This is a genomic window from Bradyrhizobium sp. McL0616 (assembly GCF_049993385.1).
Classification (GTDB): domain Bacteria; phylum Pseudomonadota; class Alphaproteobacteria; order Rhizobiales; family Xanthobacteraceae; genus Bradyrhizobium.
In genome coordinates this window covers 462,887-482,201 of record NZ_CP188255.1, presented here as the reverse complement: position 1 = coordinate 482,201, position 19,315 = coordinate 462,887, and the positions used below count along the sequence as shown (strand labels likewise).

General features: G+C 64.5%; 16 protein-coding genes. 4 read left to right on the top strand and 12 right to left on the bottom strand.

What is annotated here, in order from left to right; translation table 11 throughout:
• The first annotated feature begins 52 nt into the window (after positions 1 to 52).
• Positions 53 to 1,018 (top strand): tyrosine recombinase XerC, encoded by a 966-nt coding sequence (locus ACPPVR_RS02275; protein ID WP_426612675.1) that lies wholly within the window; start codon positions 53 to 55, stop codon positions 1,016 to 1,018.
• Positions 1,019 to 1,102: 84 nt separating this feature from the next.
• Positions 1,103 to 1,687 (top strand): DUF4337 domain-containing protein, encoded by a 585-nt coding sequence (locus ACPPVR_RS02270; protein WP_426612674.1) that lies wholly within the window; start codon positions 1,103 to 1,105, stop codon positions 1,685 to 1,687.
• Positions 1,688 to 1,711: 24 nt separating this feature from the next.
• On the opposite strand, the gene ACPPVR_RS02265 is transcribed toward ACPPVR_RS02270, so the two are convergent.
• The 12 genes from ACPPVR_RS02265 to ACPPVR_RS02210 form a co-directional block, all read right to left on the bottom strand.
• Positions 1,712 to 2,242 carry a hypothetical protein gene (locus ACPPVR_RS02265; RefSeq protein ID WP_426612673.1) on the bottom strand — a complete coding sequence of 177 codons (531 nt, stop codon included), beginning with the start codon at positions 2,240 to 2,242 and terminating at the stop codon, positions 1,712 to 1,714.
• 34 nt (positions 2,243 to 2,276) lie between these two features.
• The gene (lpdA, locus tag ACPPVR_RS02260; RefSeq protein WP_426612672.1) at positions 2,277 to 3,677 is read right to left on the bottom strand and encodes a dihydrolipoyl dehydrogenase; all 1,401 of its coding nucleotides are present in this window, start codon (positions 3,675 to 3,677) and stop codon (positions 2,277 to 2,279) included.
• Positions 3,678 to 3,714: 37 nt separating this feature from the next.
• Positions 3,715 to 4,464, bottom strand: coding sequence for an SDR family oxidoreductase (locus ACPPVR_RS02255; RefSeq protein ID WP_426612671.1), 750 nt, complete (start codon positions 4,462 to 4,464; stop codon positions 3,715 to 3,717).
• Positions 4,465 to 4,531: 67 nt separating this feature from the next.
• Positions 4,532 to 5,782: a 2-oxoglutarate dehydrogenase complex dihydrolipoyllysine-residue succinyltransferase gene (gene odhB / locus ACPPVR_RS02250; RefSeq protein ID WP_426612670.1), complete on the bottom strand. Its 1,251-nt coding sequence runs from the start codon at positions 5,780 to 5,782 to the stop codon at positions 4,532 to 4,534.
• A 163-nt stretch (positions 5,783 to 5,945) separates the two neighbouring features.
• Positions 5,946 to 8,915 (bottom strand): 2-oxoglutarate dehydrogenase E1 component, encoded by a 2,970-nt coding sequence (locus ACPPVR_RS02245; protein WP_426612669.1) that lies wholly within the window; start codon positions 8,913 to 8,915, stop codon positions 5,946 to 5,948.
• 138 nt (positions 8,916 to 9,053) lie between these two features.
• Positions 9,054 to 9,938, bottom strand: coding sequence for a succinate--CoA ligase subunit alpha (gene sucD / locus ACPPVR_RS02240; RefSeq protein WP_426612668.1), 885 nt, complete (start codon positions 9,936 to 9,938; stop codon positions 9,054 to 9,056).
• Positions 9,939 to 9,973: 35 nt separating this feature from the next.
• On the bottom strand, positions 9,974 to 10,453 hold the full coding sequence (locus ACPPVR_RS02235) for a DUF1579 family protein (RefSeq protein ID WP_426612667.1): 480 nt from the start codon (positions 10,451 to 10,453) through the stop codon (positions 9,974 to 9,976).
• Between the two features lie 4 nt (positions 10,454 to 10,457).
• On the bottom strand, positions 10,458 to 11,654 hold the full coding sequence (gene sucC, locus ACPPVR_RS02230; protein ID WP_426612666.1) for an ADP-forming succinate--CoA ligase subunit beta: 1,197 nt from the start codon (positions 11,652 to 11,654) through the stop codon (positions 10,458 to 10,460).
• Between the two features lie 202 nt (positions 11,655 to 11,856).
• Entirely contained in the window at positions 11,857 to 12,825 is a 969-nt protein-coding gene (mdh, locus tag ACPPVR_RS02225) for a malate dehydrogenase (protein ID WP_045012755.1), read from the bottom strand.
• A 286-nt stretch (positions 12,826 to 13,111) separates the two neighbouring features.
• Complete coding sequence (zapE, locus tag ACPPVR_RS02220; RefSeq protein WP_426612665.1) at positions 13,112 to 14,299, bottom strand: cell division protein ZapE; 1,188 nt, start codon at positions 14,297 to 14,299, stop codon at positions 13,112 to 13,114.
• Positions 14,300 to 14,400: 101 nt separating this feature from the next.
• Complete coding sequence (thpR, locus tag ACPPVR_RS02215) at positions 14,401 to 14,937, bottom strand: RNA 2',3'-cyclic phosphodiesterase (RefSeq protein ID WP_426612664.1); 537 nt, start codon at positions 14,935 to 14,937, stop codon at positions 14,401 to 14,403.
• 174 nt (positions 14,938 to 15,111) lie between these two features.
• Entirely contained in the window at positions 15,112 to 15,756 is a 645-nt protein-coding gene (locus tag ACPPVR_RS02210) for an arylesterase (protein ID WP_426612663.1), read from the bottom strand.
• A 55-nt stretch (positions 15,757 to 15,811) separates the two neighbouring features.
• Between ACPPVR_RS02210 and ACPPVR_RS02205 the strand changes: the two genes are divergently transcribed.
• Positions 15,812 to 16,534, top strand: a complete 723-nt coding sequence (locus tag ACPPVR_RS02205) for an ABC transporter ATP-binding protein (protein WP_426612662.1) — start codon at positions 15,812 to 15,814, stop codon at positions 16,532 to 16,534.
• Positions 16,531 to 19,101, top strand: a complete 2,571-nt coding sequence (locus ACPPVR_RS02200) for an ABC transporter permease (RefSeq protein ID WP_426612661.1) — start codon at positions 16,531 to 16,533, stop codon at positions 19,099 to 19,101. Before ACPPVR_RS02205 ends, ACPPVR_RS02200 begins: the two co-directional genes overlap by 4 nt.
• Positions 19,102 to 19,315: the final 214 nt, after the last annotated feature.

Sequence of the window (19,315 nt, the reverse complement as noted above, 5' to 3'; positions counted from 1 at the left end):
AGTAAACGGGTGTGATGCGATATACTGTGCGGAATCACCACGTCCAGAGCTCATGAGCAAAGCGGCCGCCCCACAAATCGAGCTCGCCAGCGCCGATCCGTCGATCGCGCAGGAGATGACGCGCTGGCTGTCGCATCTCGGCTCCGAACGGCGGCTGTCGCCGAAGACGCTGGAGGCCTATGGCCGCGACCTGCGGCAGTGCCTGGATTTCCTCAGCAATCATTGGGGCGAGCGCGTGACGCTCAAGCGCTTCGCCGCGCTCGAAGCCACCGACATTCGCGCCTTCATGGCCATGCGCCGCGCCGACGATATTGCCGGCCGCTCGCTGATGCGCGCGCTGGCGGGCCTGCGCTCGTTCGGTCGTTTTTTGGAACGCGAGGGCAAAGGCAAGGTCGGCGCCTTGTCGGCCATCCGCGCGCCGAAGGTCGCAAAAACCCTGCCGAAGCCGATCCAGATGGCGGCGGCAAAACGTCTGGCTGATGCCGACGAGCGCGCCGGTGAGGACCGCGAGACCTGGATATTGGTGCGCGATGCCGCCGTGATGGCTCTCTTGTATGGCTCCGGCCTGCGCATCTCCGAAGCGCTCGGCCTGAAGCGCCGCGAGGTGCCGCGGGCCGGCGAAGGCGACGTGCTGATCGTCACCGGCAAAGGCAACAAGACCCGCATGGTGCCGGTGCTGCAAAACGTGCTGGCGCTGATCGACGAGTACGTCGCGACGTGCCCGTATGCGCTGCCCCCCGAGGGCCCGATCTTCCTTGGCGCGCGCGGCGGGCCGCTGAGCCCGCGGATCATCCAGCTCGCAATGGAGCGGCTGCGCGGCGCGCTCGGCCTGCCCGACAGCGCCACGCCGCACGCGCTGCGGCATTCCTTTGCCACGCACCTGTTGTCGCGCGGCGGCGATCTGCGCGCGATCCAGGAATTGCTCGGCCATTCCTCGCTCTCGACCACGCAGATCTACACCGGCATCGATTCCGAGCGGCTGCTGGAAGTCTATGCGAGCGCGCATCCACGGCGGTGACACACTGACGTCATAACGACCTTGCCTCTTGCGCAGGCCGCGCGGTTCGGTCAATCGTTGCGGAACCAAGGCGGGAGGGAAGTTATGAGCGCACAAGAAAGCATGGAGCATGCGGAGCATGCCGAGCACGCATCAGGCGAGAACAGGAAGATCGCCCTTCTGATCGCCGTGCTGGCGCTGTTCCTGGCGATTTCGGAAACGCTCGGCAAGGGTGCCCAGACCGAATCGATCAGCAAGAACGTCGAGGCCTCCAACCTCTGGGCCTTCTTCCAGGCCAAGAGCATTCGCCGCACCGTGGTGCAGACCGCCGCCGAGGGGGCGAAGCTGATCACCGCGCCGGACGACGCCGCCAAGGCCGCCGTGCAGAAGCAGATCGACGACTGGCAGAAGACCGCGGCGCGCTATCGCTCGGAGCCCGAGACCGGCGAAGGCACCGAGCAACTCGCCGAGAAGGCCAAGCACGCCGAGCATGAGCGGGACGAGGCCACCGCGAAGTATCATCATTTCGAGCTTGCTTCGGCAGCGTTCCAGATCGGCATCGTGCTGGCCTCGGCGACCATCATCACCGGCATGATCGCGCTCGCTTATATCAGCGGCCTGCTCACGCTCGCCGGCCTTGCGATGACCATACTTGGCGCGTGGTGGCCGCACCTGCTGCATCTAGGGTAGGGCAACTTATTTCGCCGTAAGCGTTCAGCGCGCTTCGTGCACGCTCTTGCGAAAGCGCTGGATCAGGCGGAGCGTGCGGGAGGACCAGCCTTCGCCGTTGCCGCGGATGAAATCCTTGATGCGCTGCTTGATCGGGTCGACGAGTTCAGAGGCCTTGGCGCGCAGCTTCAGCACCAGCTCATAAAGCCGTTCGAACCAAGCCATCTCCAACAGCTTGTCGCGCGTGACGTCGAAGACGAAGGCGGTGACGCCGACGCCGAGCATCTTTGCGAACAGGATCGTGAACACCGCGCTGGTCCAGTATTCATGCGTGAGCAGCCACAGGCCGACCAGCTTGAGCGGAAACAGCGGGATGATCGGGACCGCGAACACGATCAGCGTCATGGCCGGCGACAGCGCATCGACGCGATCCGACAGCCATTGCTTGAACCTCGCAAGCGGAATGATGGCGACAGCCCGCGCGACGATCGGTTCGCAATGGTCCCACAGCCAAGCTTCGATCAAAAAGATGATCGCCAGCAGGACCCAGACCGGTTGAAGAAGGCGGCGCAGCATGTGTTGTCCCGCCCGATTCGGCTCGGGGCGTAACCTACATATGGATGGCCCGCTTGCCGACTGCAAGCGCGGCTTCCTTGATGGCTTCCGAGCGGGTCGGATGCGCGTGGCAGGTGCGAGCGAGATCTTCCGCACTGCCACCAAACTCCATGAGAACGGCTGCTTCATGGATCATTTCACCGGCTTCAATACCGATAATGTGCACGCCGAGCACGCGATCGGTTTTCGCATCTGCGAGAATTTTCACAAAGCCGTCGGTGGTCTGATTCACCTTGGAACGGCCATTCGCGGTAAAGGGAAACTTCCCGACCGTATAAGCCACACCCGCCTGCTTCAGTTCCTCCTCGGTCTTGCCGACGGAGGACACTTCCGGCGTGGTATACACGACGCCAGGGATAACATCGTAGTTCACGTGGCCGGCCTGGCCTGCGATGATCTCCGCGACCGCGACGCCTTCATCCTCGGCCTTGTGCGCGAGCATGGGGCCGGCGACGACGTCGCCGATGGCATAGACGCCCTTCAGGCTGGTGGCGAAATGCGGATCGATCTGCACGCGGCCGCGATTGTCCAGCGCAATGCCGGCTTCCTTCAGGCCGAGCCCGTCGGTGTAGGGCACGCGGCCGATGCAGACGAGCACGACGTCGGCTTCCAGCGTCTCCGCAGCACCGCCGGCGGCGGGTTCGATGGTCGCCTTCAGCGTCTTGCCGGAGGTGTCGACTCCGGTGACCTTGGCGCCGAGCTTGAATGCAAAGCCCTGCTTCTCGAGGATGCGCTGGAATTGCTTGGCGATCTCGCCGTCCATGCCGGGCAGGATGCGATCGAGGAATTCGACGACGACGACTTCGGCGCCGAGACGATGCCAGACCGAGCCGAGCTCGAGCCCGATCACGCCGGCGCCCACGATCAGAAGCTTGCCGGGGACCTTGTCCAGCGACAGCGCGCCGGTCGAGGACACGATGCGCGTCTCGTCGATCTCGATGCCCTTCAGCCGCGCGATGTCCGAGCCGGTGGCGATCACGATGCTCTTGGTCTCGATCACTTGCGACTTGCCGTCGGCGGCGACTTCCACCTTGCCGGTGCCGAGGATCTTGGCGGTGCCTTTCAGCACGTCGACCTTGTTCTTCTTCATCAGGAACTCGACGCCCTTGACGTTGCCGTCGATGCCCTGCTGCTTGAAGTTCATCATCGCCGGAAGCTCGAGCTTCGGCGTGGAGACGGACACGCCCATCTTGGCGAAGGAATGCGTGGCTTCCTCGAACATTTCGGACGCATGCAGCAGCGCCTTCGACGGCATGCAGCCGACATTGAGACAGGTGCCGCCGAGGGTCGCGTTCTTTTCCACGACGGCGACTTTCATGCCGAGCTGGCTTGCGCGCACCGCGCAGACATAACCGCCAGGTCCGGTGCCGATGACGACGAGATCGTAGGTAGCCATGAGAGAAAGTCCCGTAGGTTTAGCGTGAAAAGACGTGTCAGCGTCCGCCGGACACATCGAGAATGGCTGAGGTGACGTAGGAAGCATCGTCCGACATCAGCCAGACGATGGCTTTGGCGATTTCCTCGGCGGCGCCGACGCGCTTCATCGGCACCAGATGGGCCAGACGATGATGCCGATCGGGCTCGCCGCCAGCGGCGTGGATTTCGGTGTCGATCAGGCCGGGACGGATGCCCGCGACGCGAATGCCTTCGCCGGCGACCTCATAACCCAGGCCGATGGTGAAGGAATCGATCGCGCCCTTGGACGCCGCATAATCGACATAGGTATTGGGCGCGCCGAGCCTGGCAGCAACCGATGACAGATTGACGATGACGCCGCCCTTGCCGCCGTGCTTGGTCGACATCCGCTTCACGGCCTCGCGCGCGCAGAGGATGGAGCCGGTGACGTTGACCGCCATCACGCGCTGGATGCGCTCGGCCGACATCTCGTCGACGCGCACGCCGCTCTTGCCGACGATGCCGCCATTGTTGACGAGCGCCCCGAGCGTGCCGAACTTGTCCGCTTCCTTGAACAGCGCGAGGATATCGCTTTCCTCGGCGACATCGCACTTCACCGCGATGGCCTTGCCGTTGCTGGCCTCGATCAGGCTGACCACCTCGTCGGCGGCCTTCTTGTTGCTGGCATAGCCGACGACGACGCGGAAGCCGCGCGCGGCCGCGGCAAGCGCAGTCGCGCGACCGATGCCGCGGCTGCCGCCGGTGATGACAACGACTTTATCCGTCACGCGCGCCTCCAAGATTCGACACACGCCGTCGCACCAAAGGGCGACGGCGCTTGCAGAGCATCAGCGATCAGAGATCGAGCACCAGGCGCGCCGGATCTTCCAGGCTCTCCTTGACGCGAACCAGGAAGGTCACGGCTTCCTTGCCGTCGATGACGCGGTGATCGTAGGACAGCGCCAGATACATCATCGGACGAACCTCGACCTTGCCGCCGATCGCCATCGGACGTTCCTGGATCTTGTGCATGCCCAAAATGGCGGACTGCGGCGCGTTCAGGATCGGGGTCGACATCAGCGAGCCGTAGATGCCGCCATTGGTGATGGTGAAGGTGCCACCCTGCATCTCGTCGATCTTGAGCTGACCATCGCGGGCGCGGCGGCCGAAATCGGCGATACCCTTCTCGATGTCGGCGATCGACTTGTTGTCGCAGTCGCGCACCACCGGCACGACGAGGCCCTTGTCGGTGCCGACGGCGACGCCGATGTGATAGTAGTTCTTGTAGATGAGGTCGGTACCGTCGATCTCGGCGTTGACGGCCGGAATATCCTTCAGCGCCTGCACGACGGCCTTGGTGAAGAAGCCCATGAAGCCGAGCTTCGAGCCGTGCTTCTTCTCGAATGCATCCTTGTAGTGGGCGCGCAGCGCCATGACGTTGGTCATGTCGACCTCGTTGAAGGTCGTGAGCATGGCCGCAGTGTTCTGCACGTCCTTGAGGCGGCGCGCGATGGTCTGGCGCAGCCGGGTCATCTTGACGCGCTCTTCGCGGGCGGCGTCATCGGCCGGCGACGGTGCACGAACCTGGACGGCGGCAGCGGGCTGGTTGACCGGGGTCGGCGCGGAGGCCGCACGCTCGATCGCGGCGAGCATGTCGCCCTTGGTGACGCGGCCGTCCTTGCCGGAGCCCGGAACGGTGGAAGCGTCGATACCAGTCTCGGCGGAAAGTTTTCGCACGGAGGGGGCGAGCGGGGCGTCGGCCGGCGGCGCCTTCGGCGCGCTAGGCGCCGGCGCGGGAGCAGCAACCGCAGTGGCCGGAGCAGCGGCAGCGGGCTTCGCGGGAGCAGCAGCCGGCTTGGCAGCGCCAGCGGCGCCTTCCGTGATCTGGCCGAGCAGCGCGCCGACCGCAACGGTCGTGCCATCGGCGGCGACGATCTCGCTCAGCGTGCCAGCGGACGGCGCCGGGACCTCGATGGTGACCTTGTCGGTCTCGAGCTCCACCAAGGGCTCGTCGACGGCGACGGCGTCGCCCGCCTTCTTGAACCAGCGGCCGATGGTGGCCTCGGTGACGGATTCGCCGAGCGTCGGCACACGAATTTCAGTCATGGTCTTTTCCTTAAGGAGATCGCCAATGCGGTCATGAATTCCGGGTGTCACGGCCGAGGAAAAGCAGGCCATCCAGCAAGCCGGGACGTTCGCATTCACGAGGACGTCACGACTTACTGGATGTCCCGCTTTTTGGGCGGGGCATGACGCAGTTCGAAAAAGTTCAGCTCAATGCTTCGTCCAGGAACGCCTTCAGCTGCGCCTGATGCTTGGACATCAGACCAGTGGCGGTCGCGGCGGAAGCGGCGCGGCCGACATAACGCGGACGCCGGCTCGCACCGTTCACCTGGTTCAGCACCCATTCCAGATACGGCTCGATGAAGTGCCACGCACCCATGTTGCGCGGCTCTTCCTGGCACCAGATCACCTCGGCCTTCTTGAAGCGCGACAGCTCGGCCACCAGCGCCTTCAGCGGCACCGGATAGAGCTGCTCGACGCGCATCAGGTAGATGTCGTCGATACCGCGCTTCTCGCGCTCCTCAAAGAGGTCGTAATAAACCTTGCCGGAGCACAGCACGATGCGGCGGATCTTGTCGTCCGGAACGAGCTTGGTCGCCTCGGTCGGCTGCATCTGGGCGTCATCATAGAGGATGCGGTGGAACGTCGTTCCCTTCGCGAGCTCCTCCAGACGCGACACAGCGCGCTTGTGGCGCAGCAGTGACTTCGGCGTCATCACGATCAGCGGCTTGCGGATCTCGCGATGCAGCTGGCGGCGCAGCACGTGGAAGTAGTTCGCCGGCGTGGTCGGATAGACCACCTGCATGTTGTCTTCCGCGCACATCTGCAGATAACGCTCGAGACGCGCCGAGGAGTGCTCCGGTCCCTGCCCCTCATAGCCGTGCGGCAACAGGCAGACGAGGCCGGACATGCGCAGCCATTTGCGCTCACCCGAGGAGATGAACTGGTCGAACACGACCTGCGCGCCGTTGGCGAAGTCGCCAAACTGGGCTTCCCACAGCGTCAGCGTGTTCGGCTCCGCAAGCGAATAGCCGTATTCGAAGCCGAGCACGGCTTCTTCCGACAGCAGCGAGTTGATGACCTCGTAATGGCCCTGCTCGTTGCCGAGATGGTTGTACGGCGTGTAACGGCTCTCGTCCTCCTGGTCGATCAGGACCGAGTGACGCTGCGAGAAGGTGCCGCGCTCGGAATCCTGGCCCGACAGGCGGACATGGCGGTTCTCGTTGAGCAGCGTGCAGAACGCCAGCGCCTCGCCGGTCGCCCAGTCGATGCCGGCGCCGGTGTCGATCGCCTTCGAGCGGTTCTCGAGGAAACGCTGGATGGTGCGATGAACGCGGAAACCGTCCGGCACCTTGGTGATCTTGCGGCCGATGTCCTTCAGCGCGGCGATGTCGACGCCGGTGACGCCGCGCCGCGCATCCTCTTCCTGGTCAGCGATCTTGAAGCCGGCCCATTTGCCGTCGAGCCAGTCGGCCTTGTTCGGCTTGTAGGAGGTGCCGGCCTCGAACTCGGCATCGAGCCGCGCACGCCAGTCGGCCTTGGCCTTGTCGACCTCGCCCACGGTCATCACGCCTTCGCTGATCAGGCGGCGGGCGTAGAGCTCCAGCGTCGTCGGATGAGCCGCGATCTTCTTGTACATCACCGGCTGGGTGAAAGCCGGCTCGTCGCCCTCGTTATGGCCATGCCTGCGGTAGCAGAACATGTCGATGACGACGGGCTTGTGGAATTTCTGCCGGAATTCGGTCGCGACCTTGGCCGCGAATACGACGGCCTCCGGATCGTCGCCGTTCACGTGGAAGATCGGCGCGTCGATCATCTTCGCCACGTCCGACGGATACGGCGAGGAGCGCGAGTAACGCGGATAGGTGGTGAAGCCGATCTGGTTGTTGACGATGAAGTGCACGGAGCCGCCGGTTCGGTAGCCCTTCAGGTCCGACAGGCCGAAGCATTCCGCGACAACACCCTGGCCGGCAAATGCCGCGTCGCCATGCATCAGAAGCGGCATCACCGAAATGCGCTGGTCCGGCGGATCGCCGTGCTGGTCCTGCTTGGCGCGGACCTTGCCGAGCACCACGGGATCGACGATCTCGAGATGCGAGGGATTTGCGGTGAGCGACAGATGGATGCGGTTGCCGTCGAACTCGCGGTCCGAAGACGCGCCGAGATGATACTTGACGTCGCCGGAGCCTTCGACCGCGTCGGGATTGGCTGAGCCGCCCTTGAATTCGTGGAACAGGGCGCGATGGGCCTTGCCCATCACCTGTGTCAGCACGTTGAGGCGGCCGCGATGCGGCATGCCGACCACGACTTCCTTCACGCCGAGATTGCCGCCGCGCTTGATGATCTGCTCGAGCGCCGGGATCAGCGATTCAGCGCCGTCGAGACCGAAGCGCTTGGTGCCGGTGAATTTGGTGTCGCAGAATTTCTCGAAGCCTTCGGCTTCGACCAGCTTCATCAGGATGGCGCGGCGACCTTCGCGGGTGAACGAGATCTCCTTGTCCAGCCCTTCGATGCGCTCCTGGATCCAGGCCTTCTGCGCAGCGTTGCTGATATGCATGAACTCGACGCCGAGCGTCTGGCAGTAGGTGCGCTCGCAGAGCGCGGTGATTTCGCGCAAGCTGGCGTATTCGAGGCCGAGCACGTGATCGAGGAAGATCTTGCGGTCGAAATCGGCTTCGCTGAAACCATAGGTGCGGGGGTCGAGCTCTTCGCGGTTGCGCGGGGCCTCGATGCCGAGCGGATCGAGCTTGGCGTGGAAATGGCCGCGCATGCGGTAGGAGCGGATCAGCATCAGGGCGCGGACGGAGTCGCGCGTAGCCTGGAGCAGGTCGGCGGAGGAGAAATCGGCCCCCTTGTCGCCGCCCTTGGCCTGCGCCTTGGCGGCAATCTTGGCGCCGACCGCCTTCTCGACTTCAGCCCAATTGCCGTCGAGGGCGGAGGTCAAATCGTCCTGTGGGGTCAGCGGCCAGTTGGCGCGCTCCCAGGACGGGCCTTTGGCGTTCTTGCCGATGTCGCCGGGCTGGTCATTGAGGCTCTTGAAGAACTCCTGCCACTCGGCGTCGACCGAGGACGGGTCCTTCTCGTAGCGGGCGTAGATTTCGTCGATGTAGGTGGCGTTGGTGCCCTGCAAAAAGGAAGAGAGGGCAAAGGCTGCGTTCGCGTCCTGGCGAGACATACTTGAGTTCCTGGCGATTTCGGTTCGCGCATAACAAACGGCGCTGGCGCTGAGCTCCCCCGGCAGAGGCTCAGCGCGACAGGCACCATTTACCCTATTTGCTGCGAAACTTCGCCCGGAAAATCACGAAGAACTGAATTAGCCCTTCAATTTTTCGGCAAGCGTATGCCCGAGGCGGGCGGGAGACGGGGACACTGTAATCCCTGCCGATTTCATCGCGTCGGTCTTGGAACCGGCGTCGCCCTTGCCGCCCGAGATGATCGCACCGGCATGGCCCATGCGGCGGCCGGGAGGTGCGGTCACGCCGGCGATGAAACCGACCATCGGCTTGGTGCGGCCGCGCTTGGCCTCGTCCTTGAGGAACTGGGCGGCATCCTCCTCGGCGGAACCGCCGATCTCGCCGATCATGATGATCGACTCGGTCTTGGGGTCGGCGAGCAGCATTTCCAGCACGTCGATGAACTCGGTTCCCTTGACCGGGTCGCCGCCGATGCCGACCGCGGTGGTCTGGCCGAGGCCTTCCTGGGAGGTCTGGAACACCGCCTCATAGGTCAGGGTGCCCGAGCGGGAGACGATGCCGACGCTGCCGGTCTTGAAGATGTTGGCCGGCATGATGCCGATCTTGCACTCGCCGGCGGTCATGACGCCCGGGCAGTTCGGCCCGATCAGGCGCGACTTGGAGCCGGCGAGCGAACGCTTCACGCGCACCATGTCGATCACCGGAATGCCTTCGGTGATGCAGACGATCAGCGGGATCTCGGCGTCGATGGCTTCGCAGATCGCATCCGCAGCACCCGGCGGTGGCACGTAGATCACGGAGGCATCCGCGCCGGTCTTCTCACGCGCCTCGCGCACGGTGTCGAACACCGGCAGGTTCAGATGCGTCGCGCCGCCTTTGCCGGGCGAGGTGCCGCCAACCATCTTGGTGCCGTAGGCGATCGCGGCCTCGGAGTGGAAGGTGCCGTTCTTGCCGGTAAAGCCCTGGCAGATGACCTTGGTGTTCTTGTCGATCAGGATGGACATGAGGACTGCTTTCGCGAAACTAACAGAGTGAGAGGTCAGTGGATGCGGCGGTAGACGCCGGTGAGAACGTCAGCCCAGCCTTCCGCGTCCGGCGAGAACTGGATCTTCAACGCGTAGGAATTGTCGTCGATGATTTCGTAGACGTGGCGCGCATTGCCGCGGAGCGAGCCGCGCACCAGCGTCAGGGTCTTGCCGACCCAGCCGCCGGAGGCGGGCGAGGGCGGCGTGTAGCCGAGCGAATCGTACCAGAACAATTTGTAGGTCCGGTCGTCGCGGTCGTAGGTGAAGATGCCGTGGGTGGCGAAGATCTGCTTGCCGTCACGCATCTGCACCGAGTCCTGGATCAGATAGAAGCCGTTGAGATCCATACGCGCCACGGTGTGCGAGGTCGCGGGCCCGCCCGCGGTCCAGCGCGACGGGAAGACCACCTCTTCGCCATTCCATTCGCCGGCGAACGCGGCAAGGCGCGCGTGCTCCGGCAGCGGGGATGATGCGGCGAGATGGTCTTGGGTCATGGCCTTAGCCTCCCTTGACGGCCTTCACGATCTTCTGCGCGGCGTCGTCGAGATTGTCGGCCGGCACCACGTTCAGGCCGGATTCACGGATGATCTTCTTGCCCAGTTCGACATTGGTGCCTTCGAGACGGACCACCAGCGGCACGCTGAGGCCAACCTCGCGCACGGCGGCCGTGACACCCTCGGCGATCACGTCGCACTTCATGATACCACCGAAGATGTTGACCAGGATGCCCTTCACGTTGGGGTCCGCGGTGATGATCTTGAAGGCGGCCGCAACCTTCTCCTTGCTGGCGCTGCCGCCGACGTCGAGGAAGTTCGCCGGCGCCATGCCGTAGAGCTTGATGATGTCCATCGTCGCCATGGCGAGACCGGCGCCGTTGACCATGCAGCCGATATTGCCGTCGAGCGTGACGTAGTTGAGGTCGTATTTCGACGCCTCGATTTCCTTGGCGTCTTCCTCGGTCTCGTCGCGCAGCGCGAGCACCTCGGGATGACGGAACAGCGAATTGTCGTCGAACGACACCTTGGCGTCGAGCACGCGGAGCTGGCCCTGCTTGGTCACCACCAGCGGGTTGATCTCCAGCATCGACATGTCCTTGGCGACGAACGCCGCATAGAGCTGCGCGGTGAGCTTCTCGGCCTGCTTGGCAAGGTCGCCGGAGAGCTTCAGCGCGTTCGCAACGGTGCGGCCGTGGTGGCCCATGATGCCGGTCGCGGGATCGACAGAGAAGGTGACGATTTTCTCAGGGCTGTTGTGCGCGACGTCCTCGATGTTGACGCCGCCCTCGGTCGACACCACGAAGGAGACACGCGAGGTTTCGCGGTCGACCAGGATCGAGAGATAGAACTCCTTGTCGATATCGGAGCCGTCCTCGATGTAGAGGCGGTTGACCTGCTTGCCGGCGGGGCCGGTCTGGATCGTCACGAGGGTAGCGCCGAGCATCTGCTTGGCGAATTCGGTGACCTCAGCGGCCGACTTGGCGATGCGGACGCCGCCCTTGTCGCCGGCCGAGGCCTCCTTGAACTTGCCCTTGCCGCGGCCGCCGGCGTGGATCTGGCTCTTCACCACCCAGACCGGGCCGGGAAGCGCCTTGGCCGCTGCGTCCGCGTCGGCCGCCTTCAGGACAGCAACGCCCTTGGAGATCGCCACGCCGAACTCGTTCAGCAGCGCTTTGGCCTGATATTCATGGATATTCATATGGTCGCTCCCTGAACCCGCGGGCGGTGACCTCTCAGGCCCACCTCAGTCTTGTGGCTGGCATACCATATACCACAGGAACTGCAACCCGGATTCGTTGACATCAAGATCTCTGGACTGCCGACCCGGAACCCGCCCGACGCGGGGCCCGGAAGTGAAACCGCCGAAGACCGGTTTTCGATCTTCGGCGGGATTATTGCGCTTAGCGGCCGAGAAGATCGGGTGCGATCTTCTTGCAGGCGTCAACCAGACCCTGCACCGCGCCGACCGACTTGTCGAAGGCCTCGCGGTCCTTGCCGGTGAGCTCGATCTCGACCACGCGCTCGACGCCCTTGGAGCCGATCACGACGGGCACGCCGACATACATGTCCTTCACGCCGTATTCGCCGTTGAGGTAGGCGGCGCTGGCCAGCACGCGCTTCTTGTCGCGCAGATAGCTCTCGGCCATCGCGATCGCGGAGGCCGCCGGCGCGTAGAAGGCCGAGCCGGTCTTGAGCAGATTGACGATCTCGGCGCCGCCGTTGCGAGTGCGGTCGACGATCTCGTCGAGGCGCGCCTGCGAGGTCCAGCCCATCTTGACGAGGTCGGGCAGCGGAATGCCGGCGACGGTGGAGTACTTCACCAGCGGCACCATGGTGTCGCCATGGCCGCCGAGCACGAAGGCGGTGACGTCTTCGACGGAGACGTTGAACTCGTCGGCCAGGAAGTAGCGGAAGCGCGAGGAATCCAGCACGCCGGCCATGCCGACGACCTTCTTGTGCGGCAGGCCCGAGGCCTTCTGCAGCGCCCAAACCATCGCGTCGAGCGGGTTGGTGATGCAGATGACGAAGGCGTCGGGGGCGTATTTCTTGATGCCCGCACCGACCTGCTCCATGACCTTGAGGTTGATGGAGAGGAGATCGTCGCGGCTCATGCCGGGCTTGCGCGGCACGCCGGCGGTGACGATGCAGACCTTGGCGTTGTCGAGCGCCTCGTAGGAGTTCGCGCCGGTGTAGTGCGCGTCAAAACCGTCGACCGGCGAGGACTGCGCGATGTCGAGCGCCTTGCCCTGCGGCACGCCCTCGGCGATGTCGAACATCACGACGTCGCCCAGTTCTTTCAGGCCGATGAGGTGAGCCAGCGTTCCGCCGATCTGGCCGGAGCCAATCAAAGCAATCTTGTCGCGCGCCATGTGAACCTGTCCTTTAGACATCCGAAGGAGGGGAAAACTGACTGGGTGGTTATCCCTTTCGCTTCCGCCGTTCAAGTCGGTGGATGCCCAATTGTCGGGCTTGCTGATGCCTCGGGCACGCGGCCCCGTCATTCCGGAGCGCGACCAACGGGTCCGCGTAAAACGCGGCCCGATGACAGGCTCCGTCGCGAGCCTGGAATCCATCGGGCGGCAGAGCGCGCCGATGAATGGATTCCGGGCTCGTCGCTTCGCGACGCCCCGGAATGACAGCGCTGGCAAATAGGACTTAAGTCTCCACCAGGCCCTTGGTCGAGCCGCTGGCGGTGGAATCCTTGCGGCCGTGAGGTAGCGCCAGATAGGATTCCGAGCTCATTTCGATCAGGCGCGACGAGGTCCGCTTGAACTCGTTGGCCTCGTTGCCTTCGTGCGCGAGGTAGAGCGAGATCGGGTTGGCATCGGCCGAGGCCATCAGCTTCACGGCATTGTCATAGAGCGTATCGATCAGCGTGATGAAACGCTTGGCGGCGTTGCGCTGGGAGATATCCATCACTGGAATATGGTCGACCAGGATGGTGTGATAGTCGTGCGCGAGCCTGAGGTAGTCGGATGCACCGAGCGGCTTCTCGCAGAGATCGGCGAACGGAAACCGCGCCACGCCATGGGCCGAGCACGGCACGTGCAGGATGCGGCCCTTGATCGAAATATCGCGCGACTTGCATCTGGCGCCGCCGGTCATCTTCGACCAGGCGCGGTCGAGCGCGGCGTTCGCGTCGCCATCTGCCGGCGTCAGCCACATCGGCACGCCCTGAAGCTTTTCCAGCCGGAAGTCGGTACGCGCGTCCAGCCGCAGCACGTCCATGTGGTCGGTGATCTGCTTGATGAAGGGCAGGAACAGCGAACGGTTCAAGCCGCCCTTGTAGAGATTGTCCGGCGCGACGTTGGAGGTCGCGACCACCACGGTGCCGAGCTCGAGCAGTTTTGCGAACAGGCGGCCGAGGATCATCGCGTCCGCGATGTCGGTAACGTGGAATTCGTCGAAGCAGAGCAGCCAGCTCTCCTCGAAGATCGCATGCGCGGTCAGCGTAATGACGTCGCCATCGGCGATCTCGCCGCGCGCGATGCTCTGGCGATAGTCGTAGATGCGCTCATGCACATCGGCCATGAATTCGTGGAAATGCGCGCGCCGCTTGTGCTCGACCGTCGAGTGCTGGAAGAACAGATCCATCAGCATGGTCTTGCCGCGGCCGACCTCGCCATGGACGTAGAGCCCATGCGGCGCCTCGTCCTTGTCATTGCTGCTAAACAGGCGGCTGAGCAGGCCCTGCTTGCGCGGCGGCTTGTAGCTAGCGAGCCGCTGGTCGAGCGCCGCATAGGCCTCGGCGACCTCGGCCTGCGCAGCATCGGGCTCGATCGCGCCGGACGCAATCTGGGCCTGATACGCTTCGCGGAATGAAGAACTGGGGGTCGAGAGCATGGCTCCTTACCGCCAGAGATGGACGGAAATTGCAAGCCGTGAATTGGTGCGGGGGGTATGCGTTCCCTACCTCGCCCCACACGCGGGGCGAGGTGAAGACCTCACGGACACAGCTCGTAGGCGTCCTCGACCACATACGGGCCGCCGCCGGTGGACGCGCGCGACGAAAACAGCACGAAGCGTTCGGCCACGAACGCCTTGCTCGGGAAGTAGCCGCGCAGCGAGAGATAGTCCGCGACATCACGGTCGGACGCGTCATGCAGCCGGGCCAGCGTGACATGCGGGATGAACTTGCGGCCCTCGGGATCAAGACCGATCCGCTGCATCATCCGTTCGAGCTCGGCTTGCAATTCGATCAGCGGCTTGCACGGCGCAATGGTGGCGACCACCGCGCGCGGCTTGCGGCCGCCGAAGCTCGTGAGGCCCTGCAGCTTCACCTCGAACGGTTTGCGATTGACGCGAAACAGCATCGAGGCGATCTCGTTGGCGGACATGCCGTCGATATCGCCGATGAAACGCAAGGTGACGTGATAATTTTCGGGATCGATCCAGCGGGCGCCGGGAAGGCCGCCCCGCAAATTGGAAAGCGTCTGGCCGACTTCGGCCGGGATTTCCAGACCAGTGAACAAACGCGGCATCGTTTCGCACTCCCGATGCTTGGGCATGAACCTTGGGAAGGAGCATGTCCAAATTTTAGAGCCAGCGACGAATCACCGGTACCCTGATTCCTATCGCAGTTGTGTGACTCTGCGAAGAGTGCCCGACGCTACACCGGGAAAACCCTGGGAATTAGGGTTAGCGCTGCCTGCTTTTCACCGCCGTTGCTCGCCGATCGTGCGCAAGAATGCCTCCACCGTAGGCAGCATGTTGTTGACGATGATGTCGACGCCGGCCGCAGTCGGATGAATGCCGTCGGCCTGGTTGAGCTTGGCGTCGGCCGCGACACCGTCGAGGAAGAACGGATAGAGCGGCACGTCGAATTGTTTCGCCAGATCCGGATAAATCGAATTGAAGCGCGCGGCATAATCGGCGCCGTAATTTGGCGGCGCCAGCATGCCGCAGAGCATCACCGGAATCTTGCGCGCCTTCAGCTTCGCCACGATGTCGCTCAGCGCGGCGCGCGTCAGATCGGGGTCGATGCCGCGCAGCGCGTCGTTGGCGCCGAGCTCGACGATGACGCCCTCGGTTCCCGCCGCCACCGACCAATCGAGCCGGTCGCGGCCGCCGGACGAGGTGTCGCCGGACACCCCGGCATTGATCATATCGATGTCTATCCCCTTGATTTTCAAGGCTTTTTGAAGCTTTGCGGGGAATGCCTCCTGGACCGGAAGGCCCAGACCAGCGCTTAAGGAATCGCCGAGGACCACGAGCTTGACCGGTTTGGCGGCCGACTGTGCTTGTGCCGACGGCGTTATCGCAGTTGTCATCAGGGCGAGCAACAACACGGCTATGTGCATGAAGAATCCGTAACGCCTCTCGACCGCGCTATCGGAGTTGCCATATGACCGGACCATGGACAGTCGCATCGAATCCTCTTCGCTCGCCGACAGCTCGTCGGACACCATCGCCATCTCCAACGTCAATCTCTCATTGGGTACGGGGGCGGCACGCGTTCACATCCTCAAGGATATCAGCCTGCGGGTCGGCTCGGGGGAGACGATCGGCCTGATCGGCCCGTCAGGCTCGGGCAAATCCACGCTGCTGATGGTGATGGCGGGGCTGGAGCGTCCTGATAGCGGAGAGGTGGTGGTCGATGGCACGCCTTTCAATGCCCTCGACGAGGACGCGCTGGCCCGCTTCCGCGGCCGCCAGGTCGGCATCGTCTTCCAGTCCTTCCATTTGATCCCGACCATGACGGCGCTGGAGAACGTCGCGGTGCCGCTCGAGCTTGCCGGCAATCCCGATGCCAGCAAGCGCGCGGCGCAGGAGCTGCAGTCGGTCGGGCTCGGCGATCGCCTGCATCATTATCCGACGCAGCTCTCCGGCGGTGAGCAGCAGCGCGTGGCGCTCGCCCGCGCGCTGGCGCCCGATCCCGCCATCCTCGTCGCCGACGAGCCGACCGGCAATCTCGACGAAGCCACGGGCAAGCAGATCGTCGACCTTCTGTTCAACAAACATGCCGAGCGCGGCATGACCTTGGTGCTGGTCACGCACGATTCCTCGCTCGCGCAGCGCTGCGATCGCGTGATCCGCCTGCGCTCGGGCCGCATCGACACGCAGACGACGCAAGCATGAGCGCCGCGGCCGAACCGTTCGCGCGGCCCAATGGCGCCGCGCTGTCGCTGCGCTACGCGATGCGCGAATTGCGCGGAGGCCTGCGCGGCTTCTACGTCTTCATTGCCTGCATCGCGCTCGGAGTGATGGCGATTGCCGGCGTCGGCTCGGTCTCGGCGAGCCTCAGCGACGGCCTCGCACGCGAGGGCCGCACGCTGCTTGGCGGCGACGTCTCCTTCGTCTTGTTTCAGCGCGAGGCAAAGCCTGAGGAGGTCGCCTTCCTGCGCTCGCGCGGCACCGTCTCCGTCGCTGCCACTCTGCGCGGCATGGCGCGCTCGGCCGAGGGCAAGCTCGCGCTGGTCGAGATGAAGGCGGTCGACGACACCTATCCGATGCTCGGACAATTGACGCTGGCGCCGCCAATGCCGCTGTCCGATCTGCTCGCGGAGCGCGACGGCGCATTCGGTGCCGCGGCCGATCCGACCCTTCTTGCGCGTCTCTCCCTCAAGACCGGCGATCGCGTCACCATTGGCTCCGCGACCTTCCAGATCCGCAGCAGCGTCGAGGCCGAGCCCGACAAGCTCGCCGGCGGCATCGGCTTCGGCCCGCGCTTCCTGATCAGCGAGGCGGCCTTGCGCGCCACCGGCCTGATCCAGCCCGGCAGCCTGGCGCGCTGGGTCTACCGGGTGAAGCTGCCGAACGCCGCCAACAGCGACCGCGCCACTGACGCCTTTATCGCAGACGCGCGCAACGCCGCCCCGCAGGCCGGCTGGGAGGTCCGGAGCCGCTCCAACGCCTCGCCGCAGCTCGAACGCAATATCAGCCGTTTCACGCAATTCCTGACTCTGGTCGGCCTCGCCGCGCTCTTGGTCGGCGGTGTCGGCGTCGCCAATGCCGTGAAGAGCCATATCGACCGCCGACTCGAGGTGATCGCGGCCCTCAAGGCCGTCGGCGCCACCGGGCGCGACGTGTTCGGCATCTATCTGGCGCAAGTCGTCCTGCTCGCCGCGATCGGCTCGGTGATCGGGCTTGCGCTCGGCGCCGCGATGCCTTTCGCCATCGTCGGCCTGTTCGGCAAGCTCTTGCCGCTGCCGGTGGTGCCGGCGGTCCATGCCGACGAGCTGGCGCTGTCCTTCATCTACGGCCTTTTGACCGCGCTCGCCTTCGGCCTGTGGCCGCTCGGGCGCGTCCACGACGTGCCGGTCGCGGCGCTGTTCCGCGACACCATCGCCGCCGAATGGCACCGGCCGCGCTGGAGCTATCTCGCCTTCATGGGCGTCGTCGTCGCCCTGCTGGTTGCCGTCGTGATCGGGCTGTCGTTCGACAAGCGCATTGCCGCGGTGTTCGTGCTCTCGTCCGTGGTCGTGTTCGTCCTGCTCCGCGGCGTCGCCGCGCTGCTGATGGCGATCGCGCGGCACCTGCCGCGCACGCGGCTGACGATGCTGCGGCTTGCGATCGCCAATATCCACCGGCCCGGCGCGCTGACACCCTCCGTGGTGCTGTCGCTCGGGCTCGGGCTCGCCGTGCTCGTCACCATCACCCAGATCGACGGCAATCTGCGTCGGCAGTTCCTGGCAGCCCTGCCCGAGCATGCGCCTTCGTTCTACTTCATCGACATTCCGAGCACGCAGGCCGCCCCCTTCGACGAATATCTGCGCCAGATCGCGCCGGGCGCGAAGGTCGAGGACGTGCCGATGCTGCGCGGGCGCATCGTCGCCGCGCACGGGGTCCGTGCCGAGGACCTCAAGCCCACCACCGATTCCGAATGGGTGCTGCAAAGCGACCGCGGCCTGACCTACACCAGCGAGCTGCCGAAAGGCTCCAAGGTGGTCGAGGGCCAATGGTGGGGCGCCGACTATTCCGGCCCGCCGCTGGTCTCGATGGAGAAGAAGATCGCCGACGGGCTTGGCCTCAAGCTAGGCGACGAGATCGTGGTCAACGTGCTCGGCCGCGACATCCCGGCGAAAATCGGCAATCTGCGTACCATCGACTGGCAGGGGCTCGGCATCAATTTCGTGCTGGTGTTCTCCCCGAACGCCTTCAATGGCGCGCCTCACACCCATATCGCGACGCTGACGGAAGCCGGCGGCGATGCGAGCAGCGACGGCAAAATCATCAAACAGGTCGCCGACGCCTATCCGATGGTGACGAGCGTGCGCGTGCGCGAGGTGATGGAGACGGTCGGCTCGGTCGTGACCAATCTGGCCCTCGCGATCCGCGGCGCCAGCGCGGTGACCCTGATCTCGGCGATCCTGGTGCTGGGCGGCGCGCTCGCCGCTGGCCATCGCCATCGGGTCTATGATGCGGTGATCCTGAAGACGCTGGGCGCGACGCGGCTGCGGCTGCTCGGCGCCTATGCGCTCGAATATCTCCTGATCGGGCTCGCCACCGCGGTGTTCGGCGTATTTGCCGGCAGCATCGCCGCCTGGATGATCGTGACACGGCTGATGACGCTGAGCTTCGTCTGGCAGGCTGGCAGCGCGGCCGGCGTCGTTGCGGCCGCCCTGATCGTCACCGTCGGGCTCGGGCTCGCCGGCACGCTCCTGGCATTGAACAAAAAGCCCGCCACGGTGTTGCGGAATTTGTGACAAATGGTAGCGGCTGGTCGCAGGAGACCTAAATCGCACGATTCCTGCGATTAAGCACGTCCGCTCGTCAGGATTGTGGGCGAGGGCGACATTCGGCCGCGCGTGGACGGTTGCGGCGAATGTGTTAGTTTCCCACATATCGAATGGGTTCGGAGCCCCGATAGTTAGCCAAAATTAATGTCGGCAGACGTCGGTATCCGAGATAGAATTGACG

Excerpts from the sequence above, each read along its gene's own strand:
- ACPPVR_RS02275 (WP_426612675.1), top strand. The coding sequence starts at position 53 with ATGAGCAAAGCGGCCGCCCCACAAATCGAGCTCGCCAGCGCCGATCCG.
- ACPPVR_RS02270 (WP_426612674.1), top strand. The coding sequence starts at position 1,103 with ATGAGCGCACAAGAAAGCATGGAGCATGCGGAGCATGCCGAGCACGCA.
- ACPPVR_RS02265 (WP_426612673.1), bottom strand. The coding sequence starts at position 2,242 with ATGCTGCGCCGCCTTCTTCAACCGGTCTGGGTCCTGCTGGCGATCATC.
- lpdA (WP_426612672.1), bottom strand. The coding sequence starts at position 3,677 with ATGGCTACCTACGATCTCGTCGTCATCGGCACCGGACCTGGCGGTTAT.
- odhB (WP_426612670.1), bottom strand. The coding sequence starts at position 5,782 with ATGACTGAAATTCGTGTGCCGACGCTCGGCGAATCCGTCACCGAGGCC.
- ACPPVR_RS02245 (WP_426612669.1), bottom strand. The coding sequence starts at position 8,915 with ATGTCTCGCCAGGACGCGAACGCAGCCTTTGCCCTCTCTTCCTTTTTG.
- sucD (WP_426612668.1), bottom strand. The coding sequence starts at position 9,938 with ATGTCCATCCTGATCGACAAGAACACCAAGGTCATCTGCCAGGGCTTT.
- ACPPVR_RS02235 (WP_426612667.1), bottom strand. The coding sequence starts at position 10,453 with ATGACCCAAGACCATCTCGCCGCATCATCCCCGCTGCCGGAGCACGCG.
- sucC (WP_426612666.1), bottom strand. The coding sequence starts at position 11,654 with ATGAATATCCATGAATATCAGGCCAAAGCGCTGCTGAACGAGTTCGGC.
- mdh (WP_045012755.1), bottom strand. The coding sequence starts at position 12,825 with ATGGCGCGCGACAAGATTGCTTTGATTGGCTCCGGCCAGATCGGCGGA.
- zapE (WP_426612665.1), bottom strand. The coding sequence starts at position 14,299 with ATGCTCTCGACCCCCAGTTCTTCATTCCGCGAAGCGTATCAGGCCCAG.
- thpR (WP_426612664.1), bottom strand. The coding sequence starts at position 14,937 with ATGCCGCGTTTGTTCACTGGTCTGGAAATCCCGGCCGAAGTCGGCCAG.
- ACPPVR_RS02210 (WP_426612663.1), bottom strand. The coding sequence starts at position 15,756 with ATGCACATAGCCGTGTTGTTGCTCGCCCTGATGACAACTGCGATAACG.
- ACPPVR_RS02205 (WP_426612662.1), top strand. The coding sequence starts at position 15,812 with ATGGACAGTCGCATCGAATCCTCTTCGCTCGCCGACAGCTCGTCGGAC.
- ACPPVR_RS02200 (WP_426612661.1), top strand. The coding sequence starts at position 16,531 with ATGAGCGCCGCGGCCGAACCGTTCGCGCGGCCCAATGGCGCCGCGCTG.